Below are 24,622 nucleotides of genomic sequence, written 5' to 3'. Positions count from 1 at the left end.
CATAAGATGCTGCAAACCATCAACTTAACGCAACGCTATGCGACTAAAAAATTGTTTGAGAATGTGAATATCAAGCTGGATAAAAACAAGCGCTACGGGCTGATTGGGGCTAATGGGGCAGGAAAATCCACTTTTTTAAAGATTTTAAGCAAGAGCATTGATTGTAGCAGTGGGGAAGTCATCATCACAAGCGGCATGAGAATGGGGGTTTTAGGGCAGGATCAATACGCTTTTGAAGATTTGAGCCTTAAAGATGCGGTTTTGATAGGCAATAAGCGTTTGTATGACGCCATCAAAGAAAAAGAGCGCTTATACATTGAAAGCGATTTGAGCGATGATAAAGTGAATGCCAGATTAGGGGAGTTAGAAACCATTTGCGTAGAAGAAGATCCCATGTATGAATGCGAAGTGGTGATTGAAAAAATCCTAGAAGATTTAGGCATTCCTAGCTCTAGGCACAACGATTTGATGAAAACCTTGCCAAGCAGCGATAAATTTAAAATCCTTCTCGCTCAAGTTTTGTTCCCTAAACCGGATATTTTGCTTTTAGATGAGCCGACCAACAATCTGGATTTAAACGCCATTGAATGGCTAGAAAACAACCTCAAACGCCATGAAGGCACGATGGTAGTCATCAGCCATGACAGGCATTTTTTGAATGCGGTATGCACGCATATTTTAGATTTGGATTTTCACAGCGTGCGCGAATTTAGCGGGAATTATGACGATTGGTATATCGCTTCTACTTTGATGATTAAACAGCAAGAGGCCGAACGCAATAAAAAGCTCAAAGAAAAAGAAGAGCTAGAAAAATTCATCGCTCGTTTTAGCGCTAACGCTTCTAAAGCCAAGCAAGCCACCAGCCGCCAAAAACAACTGGATAAATTAGACATTCAAAATTTAGCGGTATCTAGCAGGAGGGATCCTAGCATTATTTTCAAACCCAAACGCACCATCGGTAATGAAGCTTTAGAATGCGAAAACATCTCTAAAAGTTATGATGGGCAAATCGTTTTAAATCAAGTGAGCTTGAAAGTGATGCCTAAAGACAAGATCGCCCTCATAGGGCCAAACGGCGTGGGTAAATCCACGCTTTGTAAAATTTTAGTAGAAGAGTTAAAGCCAGATACAGGCGTAGTGAAATGGGGAGCGACCGTTTCAAAAGGCTATTTCCCTCAAAATGTGAGCGAAGAAATCAGCGGGGAAGAGACCTTGTATCAATGGCTTTTTAATTTCAATAAAAAGATTGAAAGCGCTGAGGTTAGGAACGCTTTAGGGAGGATGCTTTTTAATGGCGAAGAACAAGAAAAATGCGTGAACGCTTTAAGCGGGGGCGAAAAACACCGAATGGTTTTATCCAAGCTCATGCTAGAGGGGGGGAATTTCTTAGTCTTAGATGAGCCAACTAACCATTTGGATTTAGAAGCGATTATCGCACTAGGCGAAGCGCTCTTTAAATTTGATGGGGCGCTGATTTGCATAAGCCATGACAGAGAGCTCATTGATGCGTATGCTAATCGGATCATTGAATTAGTCCCAAGCCCTAAAGGCGCTTCAATCATTGATTTTAAAGGCAGTTATGAAGAGTATTTAGCGAGTAAAAAATGAAACCGCAAGATATTGAAATCATTCAAAGCGTTTTAGAAATTACAGGGCCTATTAAGGTTACTGAGATTTATGATAAAGCCAAAGAGCTTTTTGAAAAAGGCGAGATTACAAACATGTTTGATTATGGGGGCGAGACCCCACACCAGAGCGTTAGCGCTTATATTTATACAGCCTTAAGCAAGGGCGAAAAACTGCCTTTTTTGAAAGTGCAAGAAAAACCAACCTTAATCGCTTTAAAAGGCGCGGCTAAAGAGCCGGTTTTGAATACTCAAAAGCCAAGCGCTCCAAGCGTTAAAATCGTGCATGAAAGAAATTTGCACCCTTTTTTAACTTACATGGCTTGCCACAATGAAAATTTGAAATGCTACACGAAAACCATTTTTCACGAAGAGAGTTCAAAATCGCCAAAAGGCATGGACAGGTGGCTTTATCCGGACATGGTGGGGGTTAGGTTTTTGCACGCTGAATTGTCTAATGAAAATTTAATCGCTTTTTCTAAGAAATTTGACACTTTACCCGTTAAACTGGTGAGCTTTGAATTGAAAAGAGAAATCAGCGTGCATAATTGCAGGGAGTGTTATTTTCAAGCGATTTCTAACAGCTCGTGGGCTAATGAGGGGTATTTGGTGGGCTGTCATATTGATACGCACAATCCCCAACTCATGGATTTGTTGAAGCGTTTGCATGCGAGTTTTGGGATTGGCGTGATTGATTTAAGAACTGATGAGGATAAAAGCGCTATTTTATTGAACGCTAAATACAAAGAAAAGATTGATTACACCGTGGCTTCAGAGCTTAGCGCGAAAAATGAAAAATTCAGCGGTTTCTTAAAGAGCGTTGTGGATTATGATCCAAACCACCAACACCGCTATAAAGATGAATTTGATGAGGTTAAAAAGAAAGAGGAGTTATACCCTAACCCATCGCTTTCTTTTTAAAAAATGAGATTTTAAAAAACGCTTTAAGCGGCTTTATAAGGGCGTTTCAAAAACCCCAAATAAAGCGCTAAAGAGCAGCACGACCAAGCAATCCCTAATAAAAACCCTCCTAAAACATCGCTAGGGTAATGCACCCCTAAATAAACCCTATCATACGACATTAAAAAAATCCAAAAAAGTAAAACCACAGCAATAATCGTTTTAATGCGAGCATTTGCGTTAGAATAGCATAACAACAACGCCAAAGAGCCGTAAAAAAGTGCTGAAGCCAAAGCATGCCCGCTAGGGAAACTAAAGCCATGCGCAAAAACCAATTCACCATTGGTTACAGGCCGTGGGCGCGCCACTAAAAGCTTAAGGGATTTTAAGGTGAATTCACCTAATAAGATGCTAAAGAAAAACCACACCCCCAAAGCGATGCGTTTTTGAAACCCAAACCACAAGCCAATGAGTAAGGCTATAGGAGTGGTGAGCTTGCTTTGCGCAAACCATGTGCTAAAAAACACGAAAGAAAGCCACGCGCTCCCTTGAATGGGGGCAGGGTTACGGATCAAGTCTATAAAAAATGCGTCTAACGCTTGCACCCACTCTTTTTGAAAAGCCACCCCGCTTATCACGATGCCAAACAAAATAAAAAAGACAATCCCAATAATCCCAAGCGTTTTAGCTACTTTTTTTTCTCTTGCGCTTATCGTTCTGTCAAATACCATTCAAACCCCTTTTAAAAAATGACTTTTAAAAGGGTGATTATAGCTTATTTGATTAAAAAATAGAGCTTTTTTGTTTGCCTAAAACCCTACTATAAAAACTGCAACACTCTCAGGTTTTGAAAGCAATTTTATATCAAATTTCAAGCTTGGTTCCACCCTAGAGCTTGCATTATGGATGCGTAATGAAAATGACCACCCTTCATTTAAAACTAACTCTAATGTATTGAAACTTTTGGGTTTGAAATCAAAATAAATCATTCTAGTAGGCAATTTGCTTAAAGGGATAATTTTTTTAGGCTTATTTTTCATGCTGCGATTAAGAGTATTATTAAAATGGTATGCCTCTAATTTAGTTTTTTGTTCTCTTTCTAACAAAATCGCTTTGTAAAAATCGTATTTGCCTAGCAAATACTCCACCATTTTTTGAGGGACTTTATTTTCCTTATTTTCATCAATTCTTAAAACCTCTTTTTTAAAAGCTTGTAATAATGGGGCATAAATTTCTTGTTCTTTATTAGGGAAATCCCTCCATAACATGCCTTCTTTTTTGGCGTTTTCTAGTCTTTCAAAGAGTGGTTTTATAGTGTCTTTGTAATTTTGAGACACTCTAACGCCTAGCCATTTTTCTCCAAAATCCAAGTCTTTAGAAAGCCTAGAATGCTTTATTGCTTCATGGTTATGTTTGATGCTTAATCCTATGCAAAATCTATCAAAATAAATTAAAATATCCCGGATATCACCTATTTCACCAAGTTTGTCTTTTTGCAACGATAGGGTAATTTCATTTTGCAAACTCCCTATGATTTCGCTTAATAATGGCTCACAATCTAATAAAAGCAATACGCCTTGTTTAGCGCTTTCTAAATAACGCTCTTGTAGGGATTTTTCTAAACTTTCATAAGCTCTATTAGCTGCGTTAAAACCATTTTGTTTATCCACTATAACCTTTTTTAAAACGCTTAATTTTTGCTCTAAAGCTAAACACCATGCGTATTCATATGCTCTACCTTGATTATTGCTTTTATTGCTCAATACAACACCTTATAGATACTTACAGCAATTTCTTTAGCTAAACTCACAGGCACAGCATTGCCTATCATTTTATAAGCGTCGTTAAGGTTTTCATAAACAAAATAAAAATCATCATCAAAACCTTGAATCCTTGCGCACTCCCGCACGCTCAAACGGCGGTATAAATGTTGGTAATTTTCTATAAATCTGCAATCATTTTTGCCAAATTTAGCCATTTTTGGGGCTTGTGGGTGTAGTTGGCATTGCCTTCCTGATGCTTGTATAGTAAAGGCTTGTTCGTCCCAATTTTTTACACGATTTCTGCTCATAAAGATCGGCGAATAAGAACCAATAAAATATTCATGATTGTTAATGGCCTTAGGGTTTCGTTTGTTTTTCGCTAAAGCGCACACCACGCTATCTTTTAGATCCCAAATAACATCTTTTAAAGTGAGTTTTTTTAAATGCGTTGAACCTTTAGGAAAAATATAATTGATTTTTAAATCTTTCCTAAAACCAATATAAAAAACCCTGAGCCTTTCTTGTGCCACTCCATAATCTTTAGCATTCACTAAATGCGTATTGACTTCATAACCGCACTCTTTAAAAGCATTAAGGATATTTTTTACACTCGTTTCGTGGCGTTGAGCGAGCATGCCCCTTACATTTTCAGCTAAAAAAAATTTAGGCTTAAGCTCTCTTAAAAGGCGCAAATATTCATAAAATAACTGCCCTCTAGCATCATCAATACCTTTTAAATTCCCGGCCTCTGACCAACTCTGGCATGGCGGACCGCCAATAATCCCATCAACAGAAAAGTTAATTTCACTGGTTTGTAAATCTTTAATGTCTTTTTCTAGTAGTTGTGTGTTTTTATGATTTAGTCTGTAAGTAGGTGTAATATTTTTATCATATTCATTTGCAACAACTATTTTAAACCCTGCTTTCTCAAAGCCTAAATCTAGCCCTCCGGCTCCAGCAAATAATGAAAGTAAATTCAAAAAATATCCTTATCATTCTGTTAAATCTCAATACTTTATAATGAAAGGATTTTACAATAAAATCGGGTTATCCTAAAGAATGGGTTAGTATTATTTAAGCTTTTATTTATCGGTATTTGATTAAAATAAAACCTTAAATTTTTAAAAACGCCAATCAAAACACAAAAAAAGGCTTATTATCATGGAAAACAAAAACACTCAAGCAGATAAATCTTCTTCATTAGAGCGCAACAAATTGCACAACACCATTTGGAAAGTGGCTAATGAATTGAGAGGCAGTGTGGATGGTTGGGATTTTAAGCAATATGTTTTAGGCATTCTTTTTTACCGCTACATTTCAGAAAACATGACTCATTACATCAATAAACAAGAGCGAGAGCATGACCCTGATTTTGATTACGCTAATTTAAGCGATGAAGAAGCCGAGGGTGCAAGAGAGAATCTTATTGAAGAAAAAGGCTTTTTCATCCCGCCAAGCGCTTTATTTTGTAATGCGCTAAAAAACGCACGTAATAATGAAGATCTCAATGTAACCTTACAAAATATTTTTAACGAAATAGAAAAATCCAGCCTAGGGTTTCAATCAGAAGAAAATGTCAAAGGCTTGTTTGCGGATTTAGATGTCAATAGCAATAAATTAGGGAGCTCTCATAAAACTAGGGTTGAAAAATTGACTAAAATCCTTCAAGCCATAGGGGGCATGCAATTAGGCGACTACCAAAAAAGCGGGATTGATGTTTTTGGAGACGCTTATGAATATTTGATGACCATGTATGCGAGCAATGCCGGCAAAAGCGGAGGGGAATTTTTCACCCCCCAAGAAGTGAGCGAACTGCTCGCTAAAATCGCCCTGCACGGCCAAGAGAGCGTCAATAAGGTTTATGACCCATGTTGTGGGAGCGGATCGTTACTCTTGCAATTTTCTAAAGTGCTAGGCGATAAAAATGTTTCAAAAGGGTATTTTGGGCAAGAAATCAATTTGACCACTTACAACCTTTGCCGAATCAACATGTTTTTGCATGACATCAATTACTCTAAATTCCACATTGCGCATGGGGACACGCTTTTAGACCCAAAACATGAAGACGATGAGCCTTTTGATGCGATCGTTTCCAACCCTCCCTATTCCACTAAATGGGCGGGCGATAACAGCCCCATTTTAATCAATGATGAGCGTTTCAGCCCGGCCGGTGTGCTAGCACCCAAAAACGCCGCCGATCTCGCTTTCACCATGCACATGCTTTCTTATTTATCCAATCAAGGCACTGCTGCGATCGTGGAATTTCCCGGGGTGCTTTATAGAGGGAACGCTGAAGCAAAAATCAGAGAGTATTTAGTCAAAAATAATTTCATTGACTGCGTGATCGCTTTGCCAGACAACCTCTTTTTTGGAACGAGTATCGCTACTTGTATTTTAGTGCTTAAGAAAAACAAACAAGACGACACCACGCTTTTTATTGATGCGAGTAAGGAGTTTGTCAAAGAAGGCAAGAAAAACAAGCTCAAAGAACGCAACCGAGAAAAGATTTTGCAAACCTATATTGAAAGGAAAACAATCAAGCACTTTTGCGCCCTAGCCGATATTGAGCAAATCAAAGAAAACGATTACAACCTATCCGTCAACCGCTATGTGGAGCAAGAAGACACTAAAGAGATCATTGATATTAAAGCGCTTAATAGTGAGATTTCTCAAATCGTAGAAAAGCAAAGCGCTTTAAGGAACAGCCTTGATTCAATCATCAAAGAGTTGGAATCTTAAGGAAACACAATGCATAAAATAGAAACCTTACTCCACACTTTAGCGCCTAAGGGGGTGGAGTTTAGAACGCTTGAAGAGGTTTTTGAAATTAAAAATGGTTACACCCCATCAAAAAAAAATCCTGAATTTTGGGAAAAAGGGACTATCCCTTGGTTTAGAATGGAAGACATTAGAGAAAATGGGAGGATTTTAAAAGACTCTATCCAACACATTACCCCAAAGGCTTTAAAGGGTAAAAAATTATTCCCTAAAAATTCTATTATCATTTCCACAACAGCAACGATAGGCGAGCATGCCCTTTTAATCGTTGATTCGTTAGCGAATCAACGATTCACTTTTTTAAGTAAAAAAGCGAATTGTGATCTTGCTTTAGACATGAAATTCTTTTTTTACCAATGCTTTCTTTTAGGGGAATGGTGCAAAAATAATACTAATGTTTCAGGTTTTGCTTCTGTGGATATGACTGCTTTTAAAAAATATAAGTTCCCCATCCCACCCCTAGAGATCCAACAAGAGATCGTTAAGATTTTGGACGCTTTCACAGAATTAAACACAGAATTAAAAGTGCGAAAAAAGCAATACCAATATTACCAAAACATGCTTTTAGACTTTAATGACATTAATTCAAACCACAAAGACGCAAAAATGAGCGCAAAAACCTATCCTAAAAATCTAAAAACCTTACTCCAAACTTTAGCGCCTAAGGGGGTGGAGTTTAGGAAATTGGGGGAGGTGTGTGATTTTCAAAAAGGAAAATCAATAACAAAAAAAGCCGTAACTTTGGGAAAAGTCCCCGTTATTTCGGGGGGAAGACAACCCGCTTATTATCACAACGAGGCAAATCGTAGCGGAGAAACAATAGCGATTTCTTCATCTGGAGTGTATGCTGGCTATGTTAGTTATTGGGATATTCCTGTTTTTCTTGCTGACTCTTTTTCTGTTTCACCAAAACAAAAAACCCTAATGCCTAAATATCTTTTTCACTATCTTACAACGCAACAAGATGCGATCCATGCAACAAAAAGCACAGGGGGAATTCCTCATGTTTATAGCAAAGACTTACAAAATTTTTTAATCCCCATCCCACCCCTAGAAATCCAACAAGAGATCGTTAAGATTTTGGATCAATTTTCAATTTTAACCACCGATTTATTAGCCGGTATCCCCGCTGAAATAGAAGCCAGGAAAAAACAATACGAATATTACAGAGAAAAACTATTGAGTTTCAAACCCCTAACCCCAAATAAAGAAGTTAAAAAATGCTAAAAGCGTTTTTACAATCAATAATAAAAGAGCTTGCGTAAAAAGAATTTGAAATATTTTTTAAAAGGAATAACATGAATTACGAGACTATCGCAGAAAGCAATGAAAGCACGGTAGTAGCGCAATTTCATAGCGATAATGAAAAAAAAGCGCTTATGAGAGCGAAGCAGAGCTAGAAAGGGCGTTTATCGCGCTTTTAGAAAAACAAGGCTATGAATTCAAAAAAATCCATAAAGAAGAAGAATTAAAAGACAATTTAAAAGAGCAGTTAGAAAAGCTTAATGATCATTGTTTCACGCCTAAGGAATGGGACGCTCTTTATTCTCAATTCATCGCTAATAAAAACGAGGACTATAAGGCTAAAACGAGAAAAATCCAAGAAGATCCGATTTTTAACCTAACCCTAGAGAGTGGAAAAACCAAAAACATTAAGATCATTGACAAGAAAAATATCCATAAAAACGCCTTGCAAGTGATCCACCAATACAGCGTTAAAGGGAAGTATGAAAACCGCTATGATGTGAGTATCCTTGTGAATGGCTTGCCTTTAGTGCATGTGGAATTGAAAAAAAGAGGCGTAGCGATCAGAGAGGCGTTCAATCAAATCAAGCGCTATCAAAGGGATAGTTTTAGCGCTGAAGACGGGCTTTTTGAGTTCGTGCAGATTTTTGTCATCAGTAACGGCACGAGTTCTAAATACTATTCAAACACCACCAGAATAGCCCAAATTGAAAAAAACCATAAAGCCGATACTTTTGAATTCACGAATTATTGGGCGGACAGCAAGAATCATAATATTGAGGATTTAATGGATTTTGCTAAGTCGTTTTTTGCAAAACGCAGCCTTTTGAACGTTTTAACGCACTATTGCGTTTTCACAAGCGATGAGGTTTTATTGGTGATGCGGCCTTATCAAATCGTGGCGGCAGAAAGGATTTTAGAAAAAATCAAAGCCGCGCAAAATAGTAAAATTTATGGGAAAAGCCAGAGCGGAGGCTATATCTGGCACACGACAGGGAGCGGTAAAACCTTAACGAGCTTTAAAAGCGCAATTTTGGCTAAAGAATTAGAAGGTATTTCAAAAGTCTTGTTTGTGGTGGATAGAAAGGATTTGGACTATCAAACCATGAAAGAATACGATAAATTCCAAAAAGATTGCGCTAATTCCAACACAAGCGCCAAGATTTTAAAAGAGCAGCTTGAAGATTCTAGCGCTAAAATCATTATCACCACGATCCAAAAATTAGACAAATTCGTTAAATCACACTCTAAAGGGCATGCGATTTTTAATGAAGAGGTTGTGATGATTTTTGATGAATGCCACAGGAGTCAGTTAGGCTCCATGCACCAAGCCATCACTAAAGCGTTTAAAAAATACCACCTTTTTGGGTTTACCGGCACGCCCATTTTTGTAGAGAATTGCGATAAAAATAACCCGTTAGGCACGACAGAGCAGAAATTCGGGACATGCCTCCACCAATACACCATTATTGATGCGATCAGGGATAAAAATGTTTTGCCCTTTAGGGTGGAATACCACAACACCATTAAAGCTAAAGAGGATATTAAAGACAATAAGGTTAGAGCGGTTGATGAAAAAAACGCCCTTTTAGATACTAGAAGGATCAAAGAAATCGCTAAATGCATCTTAGAGCGTTTCAATCAAGCCACTAAAAATAAAAAATTCAATTCCATTCTGGCATGTTCTAGTATAGAAGCGCTGAAAAAGTATTACCAAGCCTTTAAAGAAGAAAAACACGACCTTAAAATCGCTACCATTTTCAGCTATAGCGCTAATGAAGAACTTGACGCGCTAGAAGATGAAAACAATGAAAGCGCTTGCCGGCTAGACAAAAGCTCAAGGGATTTTTTAGAGGGCGCGATTATGGATTATAATGAAATGTTTGGAACTTCTTTTGACACTTCGGATCAAAAATTCCAAAGCTATTATAAGGATCTTTCTCAAAAAATGAAAAATCGTGAAATCGATCTTTTAATGGTGGTGAACATGTTTTTGACCGGGTTTGACGCTACAAGGCTCAACACCCTTTGGGTGGATAAAAATTTGAAATACCATGGGCTAATTCAGGCTTTTTCACGCGCAAACCGCATTTTAGATAGCGTGAAAACGCATGGGAATATCGTGTGTTTTAGGGATTTAGAGCAGGATTTAAATGACGCTCTCATGCTTTTTGGCGACAAGGACGCTAAATCTATTGCGCTGTTAAGGAAATATGAAGATTATTTGAAAGGCTATACCGATAATAATAAAGAATACGAGGGCTATGAGGGTTTGATTGGAAGGCTTTTAGCTGAATTCCCTTTAAAAGAGCCGATCGTTTCAGAAAGCCAGAAAAAGGATTTCATTAAGCTTTTTGGCAAGATTTTGAAATTGGAAAATATTTTAAACAGCTTTGAAAATTTTAACAAAGACGATTACATCAACCCCAGGGATTTTCAAGACTATCAAAGCAAATACCTTGATTTTTACGATGAAATGAGGCCAGAAAAAGGGAGGGATAAAGAAGAGATTAATGATGATTTGATTTTTGAAATTGAACTCATTAAGCAAGTGGAAGTCAATATTGACTATATTTTGAATTTGATTGAAAAGTTTGCTAAAGAGCATGGGGTGGAAATTCAAGGCGTTAAAACCAAAATAGAGCCGATCATCAACTCCAGCATAGAGTTAAGGAATAAAAAAGATTTGATCATGGATTTCATTGACAAATACAACAAAGATGAAGAAGTGCATGCGTATTTTCAAGATTATATCCACCAAAAAAGAGAAGAGGAATTCCAAAATATCATAGAAGAAAACCGCTTGAATGAAGAAAAAGCCTATTCGTTCATGCAGCATGCCTTTAGGGGGGGCGAAATTAGCTTTGGCGGGACAGAATTCCCTAAAATCATTAAAGAAAAACCCTCCATGTTTGGCAAAAATTCGCGCTATCAAGAGGTGAAAGAAAAAATCGCTGCAAGCCTTTCTCGTTTTTTCCACCGCTTTTGTGATCTCACTAGTTCTGTATTTAAGAAAAATGAGGTTAAAAAAGATGAGATTAATGAAAAATAGTTCGAACGCTTTTGTATTAAAACTCAAAGATTTTTTTGTAAAATAAAAGAAAATTTAAGGAGGCTTGTGGTGTTAAAAGAATTACGCCAAAAACGCCCTTTAGTGCATAATATCACCAATTATGTGGTGGCGCAATTTGTGGCTAATGGTTTATTAGCTTTAGGGGCATCGCCTTTAATGAGCGATGCGATTGATGAGATGCCAGATTTAGCGAAAATTTCTGACGCGCTCGCTATTAATATTGGCACCCTCAATGAACGCACCATTTTATGCGCTAAAGAGGCGATCAAACATTACAAGGCTTTGAATAAACCCATCGTGTTGGATCCTGTGGGGTGTTCAGCAAGCGCTTTGCGTCATGACACAAGCTTAGAGCTTTTAAAAAGTGGTGGGATTAGCGCGCTTAGGGGTAATGCTGCAGAATTAGGCTCTTTAGTGGGTATTTCTTGCGAAAGTAAGGGGCTAGACTCTCATGATGCCGCCACGCCTATAGAAATAATCAAACGAGTGGCTCAAAAGTATTCTGTGATAGCGGTAATGACGGGTAAAACAGATTACATGAGCGATGGGAAAAAAGTTTTGAGTATTACTGGAGGGAGCGAGTATTTAGCGCTCATTACTGGGGCTGGGTGTTTGCACGCCGCAGCGTGCGCGAGCTTTTTAAGTTTGAAAAAAGACCCCTTAGATTCTATGGCGCAACTTTGCGCACTCTATAAACAAGCCGCTTTTAATGCGCAAAAAAAAGTGTTGGAAAATAACGGCTCTAATGGTTCGTTCTTGTTTTATTTTTTAGACGCTCTAAGCTTGCCCATAAAGTTAGAAAATAGCCTTATTAAGGAAGAGTGGTGAAAGTTTATCCGCAAGTTTTAAGCATTGCTGGTAGCGATAGCGGTGGGGGTGCTGGGATACAGGCCGATTTGAAAGCGTTCCAAACTTTGGGCGTGTTTGGGACAAGCGTGATCACTTGCATCACCGCGCAAAACACACAGGGCGTGCATGGGGTTTATCCATTGAGCGTTGAGAGCGTGGAAGCGCAAATCTTAGCCATTAGAGATGATTTTTCTATCAAAGCGTTCAAAATGGGAGCGTTATGCAACGCTCAAATCATTGAATGCGTGGCGGACACTTTAGAAACTTGTGATTTTGGGTTGTGCGTTTTAGATCCGGTGATGGTGGCAAAGAATGGGGCTTTGCTTTTAGAAGAAGAGGCGATTTTAAGCTTAAAAAAACGCCTTTTACCTACAACCCATTTACTAACCCCTAACCTCCCTGAAGTTTATGCGCTCACAGGCGTTCAAGTGCGAGATAATAAAAGCGCTTCAAAAGCGATGGGTATTTTAAGGGATTTAGGCGTTAAAAGCGCTGTGATTAAAGGGGGGCATACAGAGCATTTTCAAGGGGAATTTAGCAACGATTGGGTGTTTTTAGAAGACGCTGAATTTATCCTAAACGCCAAGCGGTTCAATACGAAAAACACGCATGGCACAGGTTGCACTCTATCTAGCTTGATAGTGGGCTTACTCGCTCAAGGGTTGGATTTAAAAAACGCTATTTCAAAGGCTAAAGAGCTTTTAACTATCATCATTCAAAACCCTTTAAACATTGGGCATGGGCATGGGCCTTTGAATTTATGGAGTATTAAAAAGCTTGTTTGATGCAAATTGTTTGAAACTCATGTTTGTGGCTGGATCGCAAGACTTCTACCACATAAAGGGCGGCAAAAACGATAGGATAAACGCGCTTTTAGACGCTTTAGAATTAGCTTTACAATCTAAAATCACAGCGTTTCAATTCCGCCAAAAAGGCGATTCAGCCCTACAAGATCCTACTCAAATCAAACAATTAGCCCTAGAGTGTCAAAAATTATGCCAAAAATACGGCACGCCTTTTATTGTCAATGATGAGGTGCAACTCGCGCTAGAATTAAAGGCTGATGGCGTGCATGTGGGACAAGAAGACATGGCTATAGAAGAGGTAGTAACTTTATGCCAAAAGCACCTTTTTATCGGTTTGAGCGTCAATACTTTAGAGCAAGCCCTAAAAGCGCACCATTTAGACGCCGTAGCCTATTTAGGGGTAGGCCCTATTTTTCCCACACCATCTAAAAAAGACGCTAAAGAAGTTGTAGGCGTAGAGCTTTTAAAAAAAATACACGATAGCGGGGTAAAAAAACCCCTTATAGCGATTGGGGGCATCACGATGCATAACGCTTCAAAATTGTGCGAATATGGGGGTATCGCAGTCATTAGCGCGATCACGCAAGCCAAAGATAAAGCCTTAGCGGTTGGAAAACTTTTAAAAAATGCGTGAGGGATTTTAAAATTTTGCAATGAAAATTTTTCTACCCTAGTGTGTCTAATAAGCGCTCTTCAAAAGCAAAAAGCATGGGGGTTTTTTCGCACGCAATTTCCACGCAAGAGAAGCCCAAAAGGGTGTTTTGAGCCTCTTTTAAAACCTCTTTAGTCCTTTGGAGGGTGGTTTTTAAAAAAAGCTGTTTTTCTTTTTCTTTCAAGTAAATAACGCCGCCAATTTCGCCCAAGTTAGGATACAGAGCGTAAAAATCAACGCTTTGTTTTTTAGCTTTCACTTGCAAAAAAGCTTTTTTGCGTTCGTTTTCAATCACGAAGCTTAAAACCTGCGATTGCAAGCTTAAAAGCATGTTGGCCGTATTCAAAAACTCTTGAGAGCTTTTAGCATGGACTAATTTTTCGCTCAAAAACTCTTTGTATTCTTTTAAAGGGGTATTGTCTTTGGCGCTCAATATTTCTTTGATTTTATTCATTTCAAGGGTGGGCAAATCGTCCAATCCGTCTAAAATTTTTGGGGCAGGCACTAAATTTTTAAGCACAATATCGCCCAACTGATTTCTTTGCATAGTCGCAAAATAAGGCTGATTGATTTTTAATTCCTGTTCGCTTCTGGTGGGGATAATTTTATTACCCACTTGCAAAAGAAAAAGATCTTTATCTTGTTTTTCTAAAACCTTTAAAAGAATGGGTAAGGCAGCGTTAAAATGGTGCGCGGCGTTTTTGGAATGAATAGCATTAAGCTGGTTTAGGGCGTTTAGGGCTTCTAGCATTAAAGGGCGTTGTCTTTGATAAAATCAAGGATTTTAAAACTCGCTTCTAATTTATTCATAGAAGGGATTTTTTGGGTTTTTTTATGGCTAAAGAGCCACAATTCATTCTCTAATGATCCAAAAGGGCGTGAATCTTTAATGAGATTCAAAGCGGCCATGGAGCAATCCTTGCCGTTATCTTGAAAAGGTTTTAAAAGATTTTGAGCGTTTTTGATGGCGTTTTGTTGATCGTCTTCAGCTTTAAAGCCGATTTTAACGAATTGGTTAGGATTGACAGAAGCCAGTAAATCCTTATTTTGAACGCATTCAATGTTTAGGGTTTCGCCGATTTCGCTTTTTTTAAGCTTATGGTTAAAAGAAGTTTTAGGCACATAATCGCTAATGGCGGCTAAATTGAAGAGCAGGGGTTTTAAGGCATGCTTTTGTAGGTTTTTAGCGGCGTTATTTAAGGCGCTTTCATAAGAAGCGGTGTCGCTAACGGGAACGCTTGTGATTTCTTTAGGCAAAGGGGTGGGGAAGCTTGATGCAATCAAAGTAACTTTCGCTCCCTTAAAATATAACGCTAGAGCCAACGCACTCGCTTGAATCCCGCTAGAAAGATTGCTAATAACTCTAACGCTGTCAATCTTTTCTATACTTGCGCCGCCCATGACTATGACTTCTCTGTTTTCAAAATAAGCGTCTTTTAGGAGCGTTTGAGCGGCTTTAAAAAGGATTTCTAAAGGCTCAGCCATCGCCCCATTACCTCTAGTATCGCATGCTAAAAGGCCGTTTTGCGTGTCTAAAATAATATGATTGAAATCTTTCAAGCGTTTTAAATGGCTTTGAATGATAGGGGAATTGAGCATGTTGGTGTTCATGCTAGGGGCTAGGATTTTAGGGGAAGCGCAAGCTAAAAAAGTCGCGCTTACGATATTATCCGCTAAAGCGTGAGCGATTTTAGACAGGCTGTTAGCGCTTAAAGGGGCAAAGATGAGTAAATCAGCATTAGAAGCGCATGCGATGTGGTTATGGTGCAAGGCGTTTTGGTGGTTGTAATACCATTTTTCATTACGATCATGCAAGACTTTATGGTGGCTCAAAGCTTCAAAACTTAAGGGCGTAACAAATTTTTTCGCACTCTCACTCATCACCACTTGGATACTGGCCCCGCTTTTAAACAACAAACGCACTAATTCTAGGGATTTATACGCCGCAATAGAGCCGCTCACGAGCAATAAAACGCGCTTGTTTTCCAATAACCTTAAGGGGTAAAACAAATCTTCTAAAAAATTCATAATAATTTCAATAAATCATCAGGCTCTAGCCATTGGTTGTTATTGTGGCTGCTGTATTCAAAATCGGGGGCGACTTTTTGGCCTTTTTCGTGGAGTCTGGTGAGCGTGTAATCTTTAGGCGTTTGGAAGCTTATAGTGGGCTGAATGATGAAAAAGTCTTCAAATTCTAGGGCTAAATGGCTTTCATCTTTAGGGATCATCACTTCATGGAGTTTTTCGCCCGGGCGAATGCCGATGATTTTAGTAGGGGTATTGGGGGCTAGGGCTTTAGCGAGATCAGTCATTTTCATGCTAGGGATTTTAGGCACAAAAATTTCACCCCCATGCATTCTTTTCAAGCTTTTAAGCACAAAAGAAACCCCCTCATCTAAAGTGATCCAAAATCGTGTCATGCGAATATCTGTAATGGGGATTTCACTCGCTTGGTTTTGGACTAATTTTTTAAAAAACGGCACCACGCTCCCGCGACTCCCCACCACATTACCATAACGCACCACGCTAAATTGCGTTTGAGAAGAGCCTTTGAAGTTATTCGCGCTCACAAAGAGCTTGTCGCTGCACAATTTCGTCGCGCCGTAGAGATTAATAGGGTTAGCGGCTTTATCGGTGCTTAGGGCGATGACTTGGCTTATGGCGTTTTTCAAGCATGCGTTAATCACATTGCTCGCTCCCATGATATTGGTTTTAATGCATTCTAGGGGGTTGTATTCAGCGATGGGCACATGCTTGAGCGCGGCTGCATGGATACAAATATCCACGCCCTCTAAAGCGTAATTCAAGCGTTCTAAATCCCTCACATCGCCGATAAAAAAACGCATCCTAGGATCGTTAAATTCCATGGCCATTTCGCTTTGTTTTAATTCGTCTCGGCTATAAACGATGATTTTTTTAGCGTTGGTGGTGTCTAAAACCTTACGAACAAAGCATTTGCCAAAACTCCCAGTGCCACCGGTGATTAAAATCGTTTGGTTATCTAGCATGTTTTGATGATTTGGCATGTTTTACCAGCGATAGCCTAAGGAAGCGCTAAAGATTCTCAATTGCCCAATATTTGGGGATTGATACAAACTGGAGCGGTTGCTTTTAAAAGTGAAACTCCCCGCTACGCCCAAATCAAAGCCCCTAAAATTGTATTTAGTCCCAAAAGCCACGGTATAGCCATTAGAATCTGGGATACCTATCGCATCTTGGGGGCTTGGAGCTTGATCATAATCAATAGCGCCCATTAGACGCAAGCTTTTGCCCATGTAAGTTACCCCTAATCTAAAGGTGTTGGTGTCTCTCCAGCCAGCCCCCATGTTCATCACGCTTTTAAAATTCGCTAAGCCTACCATTTTTTTAAGCGTTTCAGAGTCTAGTGAAGCCACTGTTCCACTTAAGCCCTTGTAAGTGGCGTTCGCAAAATCAGGGGTTACTAAAAATTTATTCCCTTGACTCCAAAAGGTGCGCTCAAACACCCCCTCTATTCTTAAATGGTCTTTAAAAAATTGGTGGGCGTAGGCTAAGCTTAGGGTTTGGGGGAGTGAAACATTGATATTCAAGCTGCCTTTAGTCAAAACGCTCCCTAAAGAAGGGCCAAGCTCTGTGATAGCCACTAAACCGCCTTTCATGTTGAATGTAACTGAAGAATTATACACTACAGAAAACATGCCATGATCAAACACACGCAAACTCGAACCCACTCTATAGCCCCCTGATACGCCTTGCCCGTTAGATTTTTGCACGACTTGAGTCGTGCCATAAAGATTCGCGCTCGCTTTCACCAAACCGCTATAGCCCATGATTTTTTTCAAGCCGTTATAAAACTCTTGACAGCTCTGATCGCTCATATCCCCACCGGCTTTTTGGCAATTAAGCGCTGGCTGGTAGCCAATATTGCCTAATAAAGTCATCATGTTGCTTGGCACTTGATCGGCAAAAACATTGTTGGGTAAATTTAAAATTTGCTCCGCGCTCAAAACCGAAGCGCCCTCTAAAGGCACATAAACGGTGTTATTAAAGCTCCCGGTCGCATAAAGCCCCCTTAAGCCCACGCCCACAGAAAAGCGCTTATTAACAGTATAGCTCATGCTAGGGGCAAGCTCTACCATCATGATAAACACATCATGCAAAAATTCCCCCCCTTTACCATTCCATTTCATGCCCAACCCGCTAGGAGCGGTAAAACTCCCCCCAAAAGTGAAGCCGTTATGCGTGCGCGTTTTATAAAAGAATTTGGGTAAAACAAAATTAGTCGTTCCCGTCCAGCCATTCACGATTTGAGTGTCAGGCGATGAAGCGAGGGTTACGACTTTTTGATTGGTTAGATTCATAAGCCCTTGAACCCGATTGAAAGCTTGTTGCAAGCCATTGGTAGCGGCCGTATTGCCAAGCGCTTTAAGGATATTGCCAAGCCCTATAGTGTTGATGATGCCTAAAATATTTTGTTGGCTTTTATTAATTTCTAAGCTCGTAACCGAATACAAGCCTTGATTAGTCGTAGGGACTTTAAAGCTAAAGGCCGGAATATTAATCACGGTGGTGGTCATTTCAAATTCGCTTCTGTTTTCACCCCAATCGTTAGTAAAGCCCATATTCGCTGGGTTATAAAAGGAAGCGTCAGCGCCCCTAGCCCCAGCGACATACGCCGAGCCTAAAGCCGTGCCGTTCAAACTTTGCTCTTGGATTTTAAAGCCATTCGCATAAGAAAGCAAGGGCAGGCTCAAGGCGATTAAATGGCGTTTTTTGAGCTTTTTAAAACAATAGAGTGGGGAAAAGTTTTTCATTGGAGCTCGCTGTCAGCGTTTTCATTATCTTCTAAATCTTGCAAAGAAGGCTCATAGGGTTCAATCCTAATAGCAATTTTTTGCGTCAAATTCTGGAAAGAAATCAGACCATTTTTTCTTTCATAAAGGATAATTTCCCCGCTTTTTTGAAACCTTTGGATCACATATTCAGGGGTTAAGTGGCGTTTTCCTAAACCTTTAAAAATATCCCTCCCTAAAACGATGTCATCAAACAAATCCCCATAGCTCACCTTACCAAACAAATCCCTTGCAGCAATCCATTTAGCCGAACATTTTTGGCTAAAACAAATGTTTCGTTTAGTCATATAAATATCGCCCACCCTTTGGCTGAGCTTATAAAGGGTTACTTCAATATTATGGTCTTTATCGGTTTTAATCGTGCCGTAATCATAAAAGCGAAAAACCGGCGTGTTAATATAAATGAGCCTAAATTGGCGCAAGGCATTCAAAGTCTCTTCTCTTTTTTTACGAGCTTCTTCTTGTTTGATCTGCTCCCTAGTTTTGGGGGTTTGCTTAGAAAAAGGGTGCTTGGAGCAAGAGGCAAAAAAAAGCGTCATGAAAAATAATAAAAAAGCACTTCTAAAATACCGCATGATTGAGAGTAAGAGGGTTTATCCTCTCGATCCGCTCAAAATACGATACCAAATCCTGCCGTCTAATTTAAGCTCCATGCTCACTTGACACAAGCCGTCTTTATAGATGGTTTCAGTGATTTCAGCGTTACGAATGAGAGCATTCACTCTGGTTTTAATCACGGAATTTTGTAAAACCATGTCTTTGACGGTGTCTTGAGCGTTCACTCTAATACCATACATTTTTTCACCTAACTGGCGGTAGCCATCCACAATAGCGGCCCGCTTGGCCAAAGCCAAGGCTTGAGAAGGCGAAATGGTGGATTCTGGAGCCACACCCATGCCCACCGCGTTCAATTCAATGACATTATTAGGCGTGAGAATGGGGGTGTTAGGGATAGCGTTAGTGGGATTAGAGCTAATGATGGGCTGATCGTTATTCTCAAGGCGAGGGCTTGGGAGAGGCTGAATGCTCTTTCTTGGGGTGAAATTGGTTGGAGGATAAATGGGGGCTTGCAAGCCATTAGCCGAAGGGGGGATTAGCTGAGCGTTAGTGTTACGCTTTTTAAAGAGACTGCAACCACTTATCAAAAGAGCGACAACAAGCAATGAATTGATACCAAAAAAGGCAGTGTGCAAACGCATGGGCATTTTCCTTAAAATGAGTTTATCAAGTCTATTATATCATTTTTGAATGGATTTGTCATGCGGATATTCTTATTAAGCTTATAAGGCTAGTGGGTTTTAATTAAAGTCTAGGGGATTATGATTTATTTTTGGCTTTCCTAAATTTTTAATAAGGATAACTCAATTTTTAAAAAAGGGGATTTCAATGGCTTATCGTTTTAAGATTTTATTTGATGATAAAACTCATTTTTTGAAGTTTGATTTTTAAACTCATTTCTTTAAGGGGGTAGGGGGGTATTTTGAAAAATTACTCCCTACAACCCTAAACTAAAAACCCCCTAAAGAGCGTTTTTTTAAGAGGTTATGGCTTGCTTTTTTTTAAGATCTTTTTAATTGTAAAAAATGCTTTGAATATTTTTTAAATTAAGATGAGGAATAAAATTTTTTGAACGCTTTTTTAAGGATAAGGTTAAATGTTTGATAGTAAAAATAGTGCGAGTGGTGTCCTTGGCGGGATTCGAACCCACGACCTTACGATTAGGAATCATACGCTCTATCCAGCTGAGCTACAAGGACATTTTATAAGAAAGCAAGAAACTTCTACTGATAAGCCTCTTGCTGAGTGGATCAGATTTACTTGCCTTCTTCAACTTTTTGTTTAAGGATTTTGCCGGGTTTGAATTTAGGCACTCGTTTGTCTTCAGTTTTATAAGTTTTATCGCTTCCTGGCACTTTACCTTCTTTGCCTTTTTGCTCTGCGGTCTCAAATTTGCCAAAACCAACCAATTCCACGCTTTCACCCTTGCTCAAAGCTGTTTGTACCGCTAGAGTAAAGGCTGTGATCGCCTCTTCGGCTTCTCTTTTGCTGTTGTATTTACCCGCTTCTTTAACCAAATCAATAAATTCCGCTTTGTTCATGTGGATAACCCCTTTCCTAATAGATGCCAAAACCAAGCGATTGTTCGCTTAGCTTGACTGATTGAGCGGTAATTATAATCAAATCCTAAAGATAAATCAAGCAAAAAGGCTTTTTCAAGGGGGTTTAATGCATAAAAAATTTAATTTTGTTGGGCACTTTTTTTATCTTTAGCGTTAAGGATTAAAGGCGTGCCTAAAAAATTAAATTCTTTCCTTAAGGTGTTGATCAAATAGCGTTTGTAGCTGAAATGCAAGGCTTTAGGGCGATTCATGATAAGAGAGATTTGAGGGGGTTTAGTGGCAAATTGCGTGGCGTAATACACTTTCACTAATTTCCCTCCATCGCTTGGCAAGGGGTGTTTTTGGGTGGCTTGAAAAATCACGCTATTGAGCAAGCTCGTGGGAATGCGTTTAGAAAAACACTCATAGACTTCTATGATTTTATGCTTGATTTCATCAATATGACGCGCTTTTAAGCAGCTGGTTGTGATCACGGGGGCGTATTCTAAAAAACGGAATTTCCTTTTTAAGGTTGCCATGATCTCTTCATAAGGGGCGTAGCGGATGTCCCATTTGTTTAAAATAAGAATGATGCCTAAAGAGTGTTTATCCGCTAAGGAGCCGATCTTTTCGTCCAATTCCACAAAAGGAGCGCTCACATCTAAAACTAAAAGCGCGATGTGGGATTTTTCTAAGGCTTTTTGCGTGCGTTCTAGGGCGTATTTTTCAATGCCTAAGATTTTACCCCTATGCCTGATGCCAGCGGTATCCACAAAGCAGATTTTTTGATCGCCTATGAGAATGGTTTCATCTATGGGGTCAATAGTCGTGCCAGCCACGCTAGAGACAAGACTCCTTTCTTTTTTCGTGAGCGCGTTTAAAAGCGAGCTTTTGCCCACATTCACCCTCCCAATGATGCCTACTTGAATGATTTCTTCTTCTTTATTTTCTTCTAAAGCGTTATTAGGAGTTTCTAGGCTTTCTAAAATATCCGCATCCAGATCTTGCTCTATGATTTGGTTTAAATTCAGCGCGTTCAATATTGCATCAATTAATGCACTAATGCCCCTATTGTGCGAAACGGAGATATTAAAACTCTTTGGCATGCCAAAAGAAGAAAACGCATAAGCTCGCTCTTTTTCTTTGTCGTTATCAATCTTATTGATCACTAAAAAGCAGTTAGGGTTGGTTTTAAAAACCTCTCTAAAAAGCTTGATGTCTTCATCGCTAGGGATAGACTTGCCATCCACAACATATAAAATCAAATCGCTCATTTGAGCGGCTTTTAAATTAAGGGCTTTAATTTCTTTAGACAAAAGAGCGTCTTTAGCCATGCCCCCTGTATCTAACAATTCCACTTCATGGCCATTTAGTGCGATTTTTCGTTTGTTAATGTCTCGTGTAGTGCCTGCAAAATCTGAAGTGATAGCGATCCTTTCTCTAGCCAGGCGGTTAAATAGTGAGCTTTTCCCCACATTAGGCTGGCCTAAAATCGCAATGGTTTTTAAAGTTTTAGGGCTTGTATTCATCTTTTTTATCGCTTCAATTTAATCAAAATTAGATTACAATATTATAGTTATTTAAAGCTTAAATAAGGGTCTAGTATTGTTTTTAGTCAAAAAAATAGGCGTGGTAATAATGATTTTAATATGCTTTTTAGCTTGCTCGCAAGAGAGGTTTATCCAATTGCAAAAAAAAGCCCAAGAGCAAGAAAATGACGGCTCTAAACGCCCTAGCTATGTGGATTCGGATTATGAAGTCTTTAGCGAAACGATTTTTTTAAAAAACATGGTGTATCAGCCTATAGAGGAAAAAGATTCTTTCGCCCAACTGACTAAAGATGAAGATAATTCTTTTAACCCTGAAACTTCTGTGGTTTTATTGAATGAGCCAAGCGATAACGATACAAAAAATCCGCCCTTATACCAAAATGAGTCTCATAACAACACTGCCAATAACGATGCAAAAAACCCGTTCCTTTACAAACCGAAAAGAAAAACAAAAAATCCAAAACTCATTGAATATTCCCAACAAAATTTCTACCCCCTAAAGGATGGGGATATTATCATGAGTAAAGAAGGGGATCAATGGTTGATAGAAATCAAATCCAAAGCCTTGAAGCGTTTTTTAAAAGATCAAAACGATAAAGATCGCCAGATCCAAACTTTCACTTTTAATGACACTAAAACGCAAATCGCGCAATTTAAGGGCAAAATTTCTTCGTATGTTTATACCACCAATAACAGCGATTTGAGTTTAAGGCCTTTTTATGAATCCTTTTTGTTAGAAAAAAAGAGCGATGATCTTTATACGATGATAGGGGATAAGGCTTTAGACGCCATTGAGATTTCAAAGTGTCAAATGGTGTTAAAAAAGCATTCAACCGATAAATTAGACAGCCAGCATAAAGCCATCAGTATTGATTTGGATTTTAAAAAAGAACGCTTTAAGAGCGATATAGAACTTTTTTTAGAATGCCAAAGCTAGGCTTTTGTTACAATAATTTAAATTTTTTAGCTAGCATGTTAGCGTTTCAAAGGCATGGATATTGTTAAAAAGTAAGCTAAGGAGCGTTTATGTGGATCACCCAAGAAATCACGCCGTATTTGCGTAAAGAATACACCATAGAAGCGAAATTATTAGATGTCAGAAGCGAACATAATATCTTAGAGATTTTTAAATCTAAGGATTTTGGTGAAATTGCGATGCTGAATTGCCAATTGCTGTTCAAGAATTTTTTGCACATTGAAAGCGAGTTGCTCGCTCATATAGGGGGTTGCACCAAGAAAGAGCTTAAAGAAGTTTTGATTGTGGATGGGTTTGATTTGGAATTGGCCCACCAGCTTTTTCAATACGACACGCATATAGATTTTGTGCAAGCGGACGAAAAGATTTTAGACAGCTTCATTAGTTTTTTCCCCCATTTCCATGAAGTGAAAAACAACAAGAATTTCACGCACGCTAAACAACTCTTAGATTTAGACATTAAAAAATACGATTTGATTCTTTGCTTGCAAGAGCCAGATATTCATAAAATGGATGGTTTAAAAAGAATGCTTAAAGAAGATGGGGTGTTTATTTCGGTAGCCAAACACCCGTTATTAGAGCATGTGAGCATGCAAAACGCCCTAAAAAACATGGGCGGGTTTTTTTCTGTTGCCATGCCTTTTGTAGCGCCTTTAAGGATTTTGAGCAATAAGGGTTATATTTACGCTTCTTTTAAAACCCACCCCTTAAAAGATTTAATAGCACCCAAAATAGAAGTGCTAAAAAGCGTGAGATACTATAACGAAGACATTCATAGGGCCGCATTCGCTTTGCCTAAAAATTTACAAGAAGTCTTTAAAGACAATATCAAATCTTAAAATGGTTTTAAAAAACGCTATCGCTCTGACAGGGGGGATAGGCACCGGTAAAAGCACCACCATTAAAATATTAGAATCGCAAGGTTATCCAATTTTAGATGCGGATAAGATCGCCCACCAATTATTGCAAGAGCATCGGTTTAAAATCGCCCAACATTTTGGATCAGAGATTTTAGCAAAAGATATTTTGAATCGTAAAAAACTTGGCGCGATCGTGTTTCAAAACGCTAATGAGTTAAAATGGCTAGAGGGTTTTTTACACCCCTTAATCCGTGAATGCATGCTTCAAAAAGCCTATGAATTGGAAAAGAATCATCAAGCGTATTTTTTAGATATCCCTTTGTTTTTTGAAGTGGGGGGTAAAAAATGCTATCCTGTGGGTATGGTGGTTTTAATCTATGTGCCTAAGGCCTTACAAATTGAGCGCCTTTTAGAGCGAGACAAACTCAAAGAAACTGAAATTTTGCAGCGCTTAGCTTGTCAAATGGATATAGAGCAAAAACGCCTCATGAGCGATTACATTATAGACAACAGCTCCAGTTTGAAAGATTTAAATAAGCAGGTTGAACGCTTTTTAAAAACGCTCTTATAAGCTCGTTTTATCTCTAAGCATGTTAAACTACCATTAAATTTTT

At 38.9% G+C, this 24,622-nt stretch carries 21 protein-coding genes, 1 tRNA gene and 1 pseudogene; 11 read left to right on the top strand and 12 right to left on the bottom strand.

What is annotated here, in order from left to right; all coding sequences use genetic code 11:
* The first annotated feature begins 6 nt into the window (after positions 1-6).
* Entirely contained in the window at positions 7-1,608 is a 1,602-nt protein-coding gene (locus QAP06_RS05010) for an ABC-F family ATP-binding cassette domain-containing protein (RefSeq protein ID WP_286465145.1), read from the top strand.
* Positions 1,605-2,546, top strand: a complete 942-nt coding sequence (locus QAP06_RS05005) for a COG2958 family protein (RefSeq protein ID WP_286465142.1) — start codon at positions 1,605-1,607, stop codon at positions 2,544-2,546. Before QAP06_RS05010 ends, QAP06_RS05005 begins: the two co-directional genes overlap by 4 nt.
* A 23-nt stretch (positions 2,547-2,569) precedes the next feature.
* Here the strand turns inward: QAP06_RS05005 and QAP06_RS05000 are convergent, their stop codons facing one another.
* From QAP06_RS05000 to QAP06_RS04990, 3 genes are all read right to left on the bottom strand, one after another.
* Entirely contained in the window at positions 2,570-3,256 is a 687-nt protein-coding gene (locus QAP06_RS05000; protein ID WP_286465140.1) for a phosphatase PAP2 family protein, read from the bottom strand.
* 78 nt (positions 3,257-3,334) lie between these two features.
* Positions 3,335-4,288, bottom strand: coding sequence for a HaeIII family restriction endonuclease (locus QAP06_RS04995; RefSeq protein WP_286465138.1), 954 nt, complete (start codon positions 4,286-4,288; stop codon positions 3,335-3,337).
* Positions 4,285-5,268 (bottom strand): DNA cytosine methyltransferase, encoded by a 984-nt coding sequence (locus QAP06_RS04990; protein WP_286465135.1) that lies wholly within the window; start codon positions 5,266-5,268, stop codon positions 4,285-4,287. The genes QAP06_RS04995 and QAP06_RS04990 overlap by 4 nt, the downstream gene beginning before the upstream one ends.
* Positions 5,269-5,449: 181 nt before the next feature.
* Between QAP06_RS04990 and QAP06_RS04985 the strand changes: the two genes are divergently transcribed.
* From QAP06_RS04985 to thiE, 6 genes and pseudogenes are all read left to right on the top strand, one after another.
* Complete coding sequence (locus QAP06_RS04985) at positions 5,450-7,027, top strand: type I restriction-modification system subunit M (protein ID WP_286465132.1); 1,578 nt, start codon at positions 5,450-5,452, stop codon at positions 7,025-7,027.
* A 9-nt stretch (positions 7,028-7,036) separates the two neighbouring features.
* Positions 7,037-8,293, top strand: coding sequence for a restriction endonuclease subunit S (locus tag QAP06_RS04980; RefSeq protein ID WP_286465130.1), 1,257 nt, complete (start codon positions 7,037-7,039; stop codon positions 8,291-8,293).
* 71 nt (positions 8,294-8,364) lie between these two features.
* Positions 8,365-11,363, top strand: a pseudogene (locus QAP06_RS04975) (HsdR family type I site-specific deoxyribonuclease).
* A gap of 66 nt (positions 11,364-11,429) precedes the next feature.
* Entirely contained in the window at positions 11,430-12,212 is a 783-nt protein-coding gene (thiM, locus tag QAP06_RS04970) for a hydroxyethylthiazole kinase (protein ID WP_286465128.1), read from the top strand.
* Complete coding sequence (gene thiD, locus QAP06_RS04965) at positions 12,209-13,018, top strand: bifunctional hydroxymethylpyrimidine kinase/phosphomethylpyrimidine kinase (RefSeq protein WP_286465126.1); 810 nt, start codon at positions 12,209-12,211, stop codon at positions 13,016-13,018. Before thiM ends, thiD begins: the two co-directional genes overlap by 4 nt.
* A complete protein-coding gene (thiE, locus tag QAP06_RS04960) occupies positions 13,011-13,673 on the top strand; it encodes a thiamine phosphate synthase (protein WP_286465124.1) in 663 nt (220 codons plus the stop codon). The genes thiD and thiE overlap by 8 nt, the downstream gene beginning before the upstream one ends.
* Positions 13,674-13,704: 31 nt before the next feature.
* Here the strand turns inward: thiE and QAP06_RS04955 are convergent, their stop codons facing one another.
* The 9 genes from QAP06_RS04955 to der form a co-directional block, all read right to left on the bottom strand.
* A complete protein-coding gene (locus tag QAP06_RS04955) occupies positions 13,705-14,442 on the bottom strand; it encodes a hypothetical protein (protein ID WP_286465123.1) in 738 nt (245 codons plus the stop codon).
* On the bottom strand, positions 14,442-15,719 hold the full coding sequence (coaBC, locus tag QAP06_RS04950) for a bifunctional phosphopantothenoylcysteine decarboxylase/phosphopantothenate--cysteine ligase CoaBC (RefSeq protein WP_286465121.1): 1,278 nt from the start codon (positions 15,717-15,719) through the stop codon (positions 14,442-14,444). Before coaBC ends, QAP06_RS04955 begins: the two co-directional genes overlap by 1 nt.
* Positions 15,716-16,699, bottom strand: coding sequence for a UDP-N-acetylglucosamine 4,6-dehydratase (inverting) (gene pseB, locus QAP06_RS04945; RefSeq protein ID WP_286467563.1), 984 nt, complete (start codon positions 16,697-16,699; stop codon positions 15,716-15,718). The genes coaBC and pseB overlap by 4 nt, the downstream gene beginning before the upstream one ends.
* Before the next feature lie 21 nt (positions 16,700-16,720).
* Positions 16,721-18,484, bottom strand: coding sequence for an OmpP1/FadL family transporter (locus QAP06_RS04940; RefSeq protein ID WP_286465118.1), 1,764 nt, complete (start codon positions 18,482-18,484; stop codon positions 16,721-16,723).
* Positions 18,481-19,098, bottom strand: a complete 618-nt coding sequence (locus tag QAP06_RS04935; RefSeq protein ID WP_001268698.1) for an HP0838 family lipoprotein — start codon at positions 19,096-19,098, stop codon at positions 18,481-18,483. The genes QAP06_RS04940 and QAP06_RS04935 overlap by 4 nt, the downstream gene beginning before the upstream one ends.
* Before the next feature lie 18 nt (positions 19,099-19,116).
* Positions 19,117-19,722: an LPP20 family lipoprotein gene (locus tag QAP06_RS04930; protein ID WP_286465116.1), complete on the bottom strand. Its 606-nt coding sequence runs from the start codon at positions 19,720-19,722 to the stop codon at positions 19,117-19,119.
* A gap of 481 nt (positions 19,723-20,203) precedes the next feature.
* Positions 20,204-20,280 (bottom strand) — tRNA-Arg (locus tag QAP06_RS04925).
* 57 nt (positions 20,281-20,337) lie between these two features.
* Positions 20,338-20,622, bottom strand: coding sequence for an HU family DNA-binding protein (locus QAP06_RS04920; protein ID WP_001029095.1), 285 nt, complete (start codon positions 20,620-20,622; stop codon positions 20,338-20,340).
* A gap of 140 nt (positions 20,623-20,762) precedes the next feature.
* Complete coding sequence (der, locus tag QAP06_RS04915) at positions 20,763-22,151, bottom strand: ribosome biogenesis GTPase Der (protein WP_286465115.1); 1,389 nt, start codon at positions 22,149-22,151, stop codon at positions 20,763-20,765.
* A gap of 76 nt (positions 22,152-22,227) precedes the next feature.
* Here der and QAP06_RS04910 point away from each other — a divergent pair, with 76 nt between their 5' ends.
* The 3 genes from QAP06_RS04910 to coaE all read left to right on the top strand — a co-directional run bounded on the left by QAP06_RS04910 (position 22,228) and on the right by coaE (position 24,579).
* Positions 22,228-23,109, top strand: coding sequence for a hypothetical protein (locus QAP06_RS04910; protein WP_286465114.1), 882 nt, complete (start codon positions 22,228-22,230; stop codon positions 23,107-23,109).
* 89 nt (positions 23,110-23,198) lie between these two features.
* Entirely contained in the window at positions 23,199-23,987 is a 789-nt protein-coding gene (locus QAP06_RS04905; protein WP_286465112.1) for a spermidine synthase, read from the top strand.
* 1 nt (position 23,988) lies between these two features.
* Complete coding sequence (gene coaE / locus QAP06_RS04900) at positions 23,989-24,579, top strand: dephospho-CoA kinase (protein WP_286465111.1); 591 nt, start codon at positions 23,989-23,991, stop codon at positions 24,577-24,579.
* Positions 24,580-24,622: the final 43 nt, after the last annotated feature.

It is taken from the genome of Helicobacter pylori (assembly GCF_030323545.1).
GTDB lineage: Bacteria > Campylobacterota > Campylobacteria > Campylobacterales > Helicobacteraceae > Helicobacter > Helicobacter pylori_CO.
This window is presented reverse-complemented; position numbering and strand designations above follow the sequence as displayed.

Excerpts from the sequence above, each read along its gene's own strand:
- QAP06_RS05010 (WP_286465145.1), top strand. The coding sequence starts at position 7 with ATGCTGCAAACCATCAACTTAACGCAACGCTATGCGACTAAAAAATTG.
- QAP06_RS04905 (WP_286465112.1), top strand. The coding sequence starts at position 23,199 with ATGTGGATCACCCAAGAAATCACGCCGTATTTGCGTAAAGAATACACC.
- pseB (WP_286467563.1), bottom strand. The coding sequence starts at position 16,699 with ATGCTAGATAACCAAACGATTTTAATCACCGGTGGCACTGGGAGTTTT.
- QAP06_RS04955 (WP_286465123.1), bottom strand. The coding sequence starts at position 14,442 with ATGCTAGAAGCCCTAAACGCCCTAAACCAGCTTAATGCTATTCATTCC.
- QAP06_RS04920 (WP_001029095.1), bottom strand. The coding sequence starts at position 20,622 with ATGAACAAAGCGGAATTTATTGATTTGGTTAAAGAAGCGGGTAAATAC.
- QAP06_RS04935 (WP_001268698.1), bottom strand. The coding sequence starts at position 19,098 with ATGCGGTATTTTAGAAGTGCTTTTTTATTATTTTTCATGACGCTTTTT.
- coaE (WP_286465111.1), top strand. The coding sequence starts at position 23,989 with ATGGTTTTAAAAAACGCTATCGCTCTGACAGGGGGGATAGGCACCGGT.
- coaBC (WP_286465121.1), bottom strand. The coding sequence starts at position 15,719 with ATGAATTTTTTAGAAGATTTGTTTTACCCCTTAAGGTTATTGGAAAAC.
- QAP06_RS04985 (WP_286465132.1), top strand. The coding sequence starts at position 5,450 with ATGGAAAACAAAAACACTCAAGCAGATAAATCTTCTTCATTAGAGCGC.
- QAP06_RS05000 (WP_286465140.1), bottom strand. The coding sequence starts at position 3,256 with ATGGTATTTGACAGAACGATAAGCGCAAGAGAAAAAAAAGTAGCTAAA.
- QAP06_RS04980 (WP_286465130.1), top strand. The coding sequence starts at position 7,037 with ATGCATAAAATAGAAACCTTACTCCACACTTTAGCGCCTAAGGGGGTG.
- QAP06_RS04930 (WP_286465116.1), bottom strand. The coding sequence starts at position 19,722 with ATGCGTTTGCACACTGCCTTTTTTGGTATCAATTCATTGCTTGTTGTC.
- der (WP_286465115.1), bottom strand. The coding sequence starts at position 22,151 with ATGAATACAAGCCCTAAAACTTTAAAAACCATTGCGATTTTAGGCCAG.
- QAP06_RS05005 (WP_286465142.1), top strand. The coding sequence starts at position 1,605 with ATGAAACCGCAAGATATTGAAATCATTCAAAGCGTTTTAGAAATTACA.
- QAP06_RS04940 (WP_286465118.1), bottom strand. The coding sequence starts at position 18,484 with ATGAAAAACTTTTCCCCACTCTATTGTTTTAAAAAGCTCAAAAAACGC.